Below are 6,933 nucleotides of genomic sequence, written 5' to 3'. Positions count from 1 at the left end.
ACCCGGTCCCTCGGCTCCAGCACGCGCTTCTTGCCCGCCGGGCCGCGCAGCCCGCCAAGCCCGCAGGCCAGCGCGCCCCTGGCGCCGCGGTCGAGCTCGCGGCGCAGCACCTGCGGCCGCCGCGGCCGGTCCCAGTAGCGGCGCATCTCGGCCAGCCAGCCCTCGGCCAGCGGATGGCCCGGCGTCGCGGCGAGGAACCAGTTCTCGACCGGGCGGCGGCGGTAGGGATCGTGGAAGGCGAAGAACCCCTCCTCCATCAGCGGCGCCAGCCAGTCGTCGAGCGGCCGGCAGGGGATCGTGCCGCAATCGACGTAGACGCCGCCATGCGCCGCGATGTCCTGCACCCGGATCACGTCGGCGCGGCCCTGGAAGGTCCTGGGCGCATGCGCCAGCCCGAGCGCGGCAAAGGCGGCGCCGGCGTCGGCATCGCTGCGGATCTCGAGCGACCAGCCGGGGTTCAGCCGCGCCCAGGCGTCCCAGCAGCGCCGGACGATCTCGGGGGCCCCGGCCTCGCCCTGGGCCCAGAACATGCAGATGCGTTTCTTCAAGCGTCCGGCTCCCGTCGATGTGCCGCCATTGCCCTGTTGCACGCCGCGGCGGCTTTGGTCAAAAGGGTCGGACCCGGCTTAGCCCAGCCCCCGGATCCGCACAAGCGAGCTCCCGGCGTCCCGAATGGAGGCCCCGCCATGTCCCTGTCGCATCTCAAGCTGCGCGCGATCGTCAAGTATCGCCGCTTCACCCGCGGGCTGCGCAAGACCGTGCGGCGGCTGGAGCACAGCAGCAGCGGCATCTCCAACGAGTTCGACCGCGCGCCGCTGCAGCGGACGGCGCTGGCGGCGGGCATCGGCCAGGCGGCGCTGCACCCGGCGCCCGAGGGGCTGGGGCAGAGCACCGACATGGCGATCTATTCGACCTATTGCGGGCCGCTGGGCAGCTTCACCTACGACCGCAACAACCGCCCCGAGCGCTGGCCGCATTATTTCGTCTCCAACAACCCCACGGTGCTGGAGATCGTCGGCGACCTCGGCTGGAAGCCGATCCCGCTCGACCTGCCGATCAGCGGCAACCCGGTGCTGAGCGCGCATCAGGCCAAGGTGGCCAAGGCGCTGCCGCATCTCTTCCCCGACCTCGCGCGGCACCGCTTCGTGACCTATCTCGACGACAAGCGCCGCATCCCCCATGCCGAGCTCGAGGGCCTCCGCGACACGCTGGTCGAGAAGCACGGTGCCATGGCGCTGCGCCTCAGCCCGCATATCCGCGACAACGTGCTCTGGGAGTTCACCGACTCGCTGTTCCAGGACCGCTACCGCGCGCAGTCGCACCAGATGCTGCGCTACATGCTGGCGCAGCTGGAGGCCGGCAAGACGCTGGAGACCGACCGGCTGTTCACCACGAATTTCATCCTGCGCGACATGGCCGACCCGCGCACCGCGGCGCTCGGCGAGCGCTGGTACGAGGACATCCTGTCCTGCGGCATCGACTGCCAGCTGCCCTTTGCCTTCCTGGCGCAGGGCGAGGAGGCCATCGTCGACCTGCCCGCGCCGCCGCGCAAGAAGTACCTCGGCAAGAAGCTGGCCTGAAACGCTGGCCTGAAACGCTGGGCTGAAACGCTGGGCTGAAGAACTGGCTTTAAAAGCTGGTCTGGGGCGGGCGCGGATCAGCCGCCCGTGCGGCCCGCCCCGGCCCGGAGCATCCCGGTGATCGGGTAGCGCGCCGCCACCGCGCCCAGCCCCTGCCAGGCCTGCGCCAGCGCCTCGGGGCCGCGCGGCGCCTCGGGCAGCAGGTAGCTCCGCCCGGCCGCGAAGGGCGGAGCCAGCGCCTCGGAGACCAGCGGCTTGCCCGCCAGATAGGCCATCAGCACCCGCGGCACCTCCGTATAGGCGCCCGGCAGCGAGTGCAGGTTCAGCATCGCGGCGCCGGCGGCGATGCTGCGGTCGATCTCGTCGATGCCCGCCTTCATCGGCAGGACCCGCACGTCGGGCAGGCGCGCGAGCTTCGCCTGCCGTTCCGGCGTGACATTGCCGACGAAGACCAGCCCCTCGCCCGCCGCCTGCTTGCGCGCGCCCAGCGGGAAGACATAGGGGCCGAACAGGAAGCGGCGCGGCAGCAGCCGCGGCAGCAGGCCGTAGAAGGCGCGGTTCTGCGGGTTCCACTCGACGAAGAGATCGGCCTGCAGCGCCAGGCGGGCGATGCGCCTGCGCGTCAGCTTGGTCTCGATGGTCTGGCCGCCGGCGTCGAGGATCTGCTCGGTCTGCACCACCACGAGCCGCCGTCCCGCGGTCCGGGGCACGCGGCGCGTGCGATGCGCGCCGAGCCAGATGTCGGTGGGGCCGAACCGCTCGGAGACCGTCGCGAGGCTGGCGCTCAGCGTGCGCGCCACCAGCGCCAGGGTGCGATGCGTGGTCAGGAAGCGCACCTCCCCGACCTCCAGAACCTCGATCTCTTTTGCCATGGCGCTTTCCTGTCCGGCCTGCGGCCTGCTAGCGCGCGGGGTGCGCGGAGACAAGCGTGCTCGGGCCTCGAGCGCGGCGGCGGCCTCCTTCCCGTCGTCCCGCAGCCTGGCCCTCCGGGACGTCAGGCATAGGCGTACCGGCGCAGCTCTTCAGGGTTTATCAAGGTAATGCTGCCGTAGCTCACCTCGATCCAGCCCTTCTGCTCGAAAGATTTCAGCACCGTGTTCGCCGTGTGCCGCGAGGTGTTCGCCATTTCGCTGAGCTCGGCCTGTGTCAGCCGGCATCTATCCCCTCCCCTGAGGCCGCCGGGCCTGATCTCGAACAGCCTCAGCAGGACAGCCGCGATCCGGCACTCCGTCTTCCGGATCAGCAGGTCCGAGACGACACGCGTCATGAGCACCTGGTTGTACTCGGAGAGGGACATCAGCTCGCGCTCGGCACCGGGAAAGCTCTGGGCGATCTGGTTGAGCGCGGCGGGCGGCAGGTAGAGGATGACCGACGGCTCCATCGCCTTGAAGCTGAGGTAGCGCGGCTTTCCGGAGGTTATCGGGCCCTGTCCGAACCACGCGCCTTCCCGGAAGATATGCCCCAGCACGATGCCGGCGGCGTCACTGACCGCATAGGTGCCAAAACTGCCTTCAATGACCCCGTAAATCCCCCCGGCGTCATCGCCGACGTGATGCGGATAGTCGCCAGAAGAATAGCGCCTCAGGAGCACATGGGTGCTGACCTCCTGCCTGAACCTTGCGCTGCGTTCTCCGAGCCACCCGAGATTGGCCAGCTCCCAATGCTGCCTGGTCACCGAGGTCTGCCCCACCAAACGATCCAATTTTTTGCTCACGATTGTCAATTTTTGAACATTTTACCTCGGGGAAGGCAATATGAGACGGGCCGGGACGCGATCATTTATCGCCGGTGCGAGTCGAGATTTTGTGTTTCCCACGGGGGACCAGGCGGGCAGCCGTCCTGGTCCCATTTCACTCACCCTCAGCGCGTCCACGTCAGCGGCGGCAGGCGGGACGATCGGCGGTTGGCCAAACGGGAGAAGTTGAAGACCATGCCACGTGTGGAACTGATGGCAGCTTTACGCGCGCTGGCGAATGCCGGTGCAGGGTATGCGTTGCGTGCGGAAGATCGGGACGTCCTCGAACGGAGTGCGATGGAGCTCGAGAACCTCGGTCACTCCATCGACTTCGCACGCGCGGCAGCAAGAGCCATCCTGGGCGAGCACTAGCGGGGTTCCGGGGGGCTCGCCGCGCTGTCTCATGAGCGCGGCCAGGCCGTGTCGAGAGTCTGGATCATCGTCAGAGATCCTCCCGTCTGCTTAGAGTTCGTGCCCGTCCTCAATGTCCAAGCCACGCTCAGCGGCATGCTCGGCCGCGAGCTCGGCCTGCCGCTCTCGCGCCATCGCCTGGTAGGCCTCCACGGTCTCGCGCTCGCGGGCCCCCTGCCCCACCACGAGATCGGCTTCGTTCTTCAGTTCGGCCGCAACCGCCGCCCGAATGGCGGGATCGCGGATTTCGTCCTGCAGCGGGGTGCTGTCGCCCTCGAGGACCTTCGCCAAGTCTTCATCGGAGAGCGCCTCCGCCATCCGATCAACGAGGCTTTCGATGGCGGGCACGTCGGCAAGCTGGTGGTGCTTGTCCACGGTCAGCAGCTGGTCGAGCGCGAGCTGCTCGACAAGGTCTCTCGGCACCGTCACGCCGTCGATGATCCGATGCCCCGCTTCCAAGACCGCGGCCAGCCGCGCGGAGGCGCCTTCGTCCAGGCTTTCCGCCCGGCCGCGCCACAGCGCTGCCTGCGCCAGGGAGTGGTCTCCCTGCGCCGCGTATTCCGCCAACTCCTCGGGCGTCGTGCCAAGCTGCGCCATAAGATCCGCATCCTGCGCAAAGGCGGCGGCCAGCGCCTCGCGCAGATCGTCCAGCGTGCTGTCGATCTGGCCTATGCGCGGATCCTCCGCCTCGAGCCCGTCCCGTACGTGCTGCAGCGAGGCGGGGGTCAGATGCGCAAAGACATCGTCGCGCGTCTCAGCCAGCATCGCATGGTCCTGGAAGAAGGGATCGGCCTGGGTCGCCGCCAGAAGCTCGGTGCTGGTGCGAGAGAACTCCGCCTCCATCCGCACCCGCTCCGGCCCGGCCTCCATCGCCTGAATGCTCTCCCAGGTCTCCCGCGCCTCCGCCAGCAACTGCTCGCGCGCCTGCGTCATGGCCGCGACGGGATCAAAGCTCTGGTCCTGCGTGGCAGCGTGGGTTTGCTGTAGCATCAGGGTGTCTGCCTCGGGCATGAGGCGCCCTCCTTCTTCTAGGGTTTGCGCCGACGCGAAGAACGCCTGCGACAGCTTTTCCATGAACGCGTTTCCGGGACCGGAGAGCGACGCGAGCAAACCAAGACTGGAATATTGCCGTGCAAAGTCCTGCACCACCGCCCGGCGGTGCGCCCTCTCCGCGTCCGACATCGGCGGCGGCGGAACCAGGTCGCCCCGGCCCGTCCTGTCATGCGCCGCGCGATACTCGGTCTCGCGTGGCGGGTTCTCGATGATCCCGCGCGACAGGCGGTTGGAGGCCACCATGTCAATGCCATGCGCCCGCGAGAGCTCGGCATGGCACTCGCGCATCACGTCGTAGTTCAGCTCCGACTTCATGCTGATCGACAGGAAGTTGCCCCAGTCGCAGCCGACCTTGTCGACGACAAAATGCGCGTGGATGTGATCCGGGTCGCGGTGCACCGCGGCGACATAGCGCCACTGATCGCCGTAGTCGCCGCTGGCAAAGATCGCCTGCCCCCACTCCCGCGCCACCGCCTCGGCTGCCTCGATGCCAGTGCCCTTCGGAAAGCTCAGGATGATGTGGTCCGTGTGCCCACGCCGGGGCGCGCCGCGCCAGGACGAGGACCAGTCCTCCACCGCCCGCGACAGAGTATTGGGCCGAAGATCACGGTCCACCCCGGCGAAGTTCATCCAGGTGGCATGTGCCGCGTCTTCCCGGGTGATGTAGTTGAGTTGGCGGGTCAGCTCCTCCTTGGAATGACACCCCCCGGCCCTGATCCGCTTCACCACAGACTGCGGCGAGCGCTGCGCGTTGCCGGCAAAGGCCCGGAAGGACCGGGCCTGCACGCTGCTCTGCGCCGCGCCCGGAACGCGCGTTCCGCTGCCGCCGCTCCGGCTGCGGCGCGCGAGGTCCTCGAGCGGATAGCCAAGAACCGCCTCCTCGATCGACAGCGACCCCGCCCTCATTTGTCCGCCTCCGGGAAGGCCACATGCGCCAAGGTCCGGCGGCGCGCGACGTTGATGAAATTGGTCAGCGCCTCGGTCAGATCCCCTACCCGCGCGTCGAGCTGCGCCACGGTCTTGCCGTCCCGCGCGTTCCACTTGAGCCGCCCGGAGTTTGCAAGCTGGGTCATCTGGTTGAGGTTGCGCCCCACCGCCACGAGCTCGCGGCGGCTCTGCGCGAGGGCCTCGATCTCCTCGACCCGCAGATCAAGCGCCCCGATAGCCAGCCGCATGAGACGCCGAATGCCATCCGAGGGCGTCAGACCCTCGGCTTCCATCAGCGCCTTGAAGGCCGCGTATTCCTCGACGCTGACCCGGGTTCCGACCACCGCGCCTTCGGTCGTGGTGTGCGACGAGGCCGCCTGATTGCGCACCCGCGCCACCGTCTGGCGCGACCGCCCGCTACGCCGGGCGATCTCGGCATCGGGCAATCCCTCGCCCAGGAGGCGATTGATCTCGGCAATATCCTTGTGGGTGAGACGGGGCCCACGGGGCATATCGCAACCTCAAGCAGCAATCAAAATTCAAACACGCTCTATAGGTGTACAACACAATACCGTTCCAGCCAACCGACCATGGAGGCCGGTTTTCGCCCCTTCGGGGGATTTCCGCTTGCGGAAACCGGTCAGCCTTCATGGTCTCCGTATCGCGCCCGATGACCCCTCGGGGTCACGCAGGCAGGGCGCGGTGATCCGCAGGCCAGGAGGCGGCAATCTCGCCCCTGCGAGAGCTGCCGCCGGGGCCGTCCGCGGATCACACCCGTCCCGATGTGCTTGGCGTGGGGCGTGCCGCCTCACGCCAAGTGGAGAGGGCCAATGTGCGATTTTTTGGCCCCCAGCCCCAATGTGCGCTCCGCGCGCAATCCCTGGGCCAAAAAAATCGCGGCGGGTGCTGGGTCGCTGGAACGCAGGAGAGCAGGAATGAATGAGTGCACCATTGCTGGACTACTGGATCGGCGGACTGCTGCAGATATTGAAATATTGAGTTTTTAACTCATCGAGAAGTTGAGAGCTTGAGCGCAGGAGCCGTGGTGATGTTGATCGCTGGAGGCTTGGGCCGCCGGAGGTCTGGCGTGCTGGATGTGTGGACCGCAGGACTTGGAGGACGTGTAATGACCCAGCGGACTCTGCTTAGGTTAGACCCCATGATCGCGGTGTGAGCCTGACTGGGCTGGCGGCCTCTCCCGCGGCATTCTCCGTTCGAGGGTTGCGC

7 protein-coding genes are annotated in these 6,933 nt (G+C 67.8%); 2 read left to right on the top strand and 5 right to left on the bottom strand.

Annotation, left to right across the window (positions count from 1 at the left end; all coding sequences use genetic code 11):
- Nucleotides 1-548, bottom strand: a 548-nt coding sequence (locus IQ782_RS29115; RefSeq protein ID WP_240989665.1) for a capsular polysaccharide synthesis protein, incomplete at its 3' end; no start/stop codon positions are given.
- Between the two features lie 138 nt (nt 549-686).
- Here IQ782_RS29115 and IQ782_RS29110 point away from each other — a divergent pair.
- Nucleotides 687-1,580, top strand: coding sequence for a hypothetical protein (locus IQ782_RS29110; RefSeq protein ID WP_194138161.1), 894 nt, complete (start codon nt 687-689; stop codon nt 1,578-1,580).
- Nucleotides 1,581-1,657: 77 nt separating this feature from the next.
- Here the strand turns inward: IQ782_RS29110 and IQ782_RS29105 are convergent, their stop codons facing one another.
- Both IQ782_RS29105 and IQ782_RS29100 read right to left on the bottom strand, forming a co-directional pair.
- On the bottom strand, nt 1,658-2,452 hold the full coding sequence (locus IQ782_RS29105; protein ID WP_194138160.1) for a hypothetical protein: 795 nt from the start codon (nt 2,450-2,452) through the stop codon (nt 1,658-1,660).
- 122 nt (nt 2,453-2,574) lie between these two features.
- Nucleotides 2,575-3,294, bottom strand: coding sequence for a helix-turn-helix domain-containing protein (locus tag IQ782_RS29100; protein WP_194138159.1), 720 nt, complete (start codon nt 3,292-3,294; stop codon nt 2,575-2,577).
- A gap of 189 nt (nt 3,295-3,483) precedes the next feature.
- On the opposite strand from IQ782_RS29100, the gene IQ782_RS29095 reads away from it, so the two are divergent.
- Nucleotides 3,484-3,687 carry a hypothetical protein gene (locus IQ782_RS29095; protein ID WP_194138158.1) on the top strand — a complete coding sequence of 68 codons (204 nt, stop codon included), beginning with the start codon at nt 3,484-3,486 and terminating at the stop codon, nt 3,685-3,687.
- 90 nt (nt 3,688-3,777) lie between these two features.
- On the opposite strand, the gene IQ782_RS29090 is transcribed toward IQ782_RS29095, so the two are convergent.
- Together IQ782_RS29090 and IQ782_RS29085 are read right to left on the bottom strand one after the other, a co-directional pair.
- On the bottom strand, nt 3,778-5,685 hold the full coding sequence (locus IQ782_RS29090; protein WP_194138157.1) for a relaxase/mobilization nuclease domain-containing protein: 1,908 nt from the start codon (nt 5,683-5,685) through the stop codon (nt 3,778-3,780).
- Nucleotides 5,682-6,218, bottom strand: coding sequence for a helix-turn-helix domain-containing protein (locus IQ782_RS29085; protein WP_194138156.1), 537 nt, complete (start codon nt 6,216-6,218; stop codon nt 5,682-5,684). The genes IQ782_RS29090 and IQ782_RS29085 overlap by 4 nt, the downstream gene beginning before the upstream one ends.
- Nucleotides 6,219-6,933: the final 715 nt, after the last annotated feature.

Origin of the sequence: Salipiger mangrovisoli, from assembly GCF_015223355.1 — a bacterium.
GTDB classification, from domain to species: Bacteria; Pseudomonadota; Alphaproteobacteria; order Rhodobacterales; family Rhodobacteraceae; genus Salipiger; species Salipiger mangrovisoli.
Note: the sequence above shows the minus strand (reverse complement) of the source record. Positions and strands in the feature narration are given on the sequence as shown.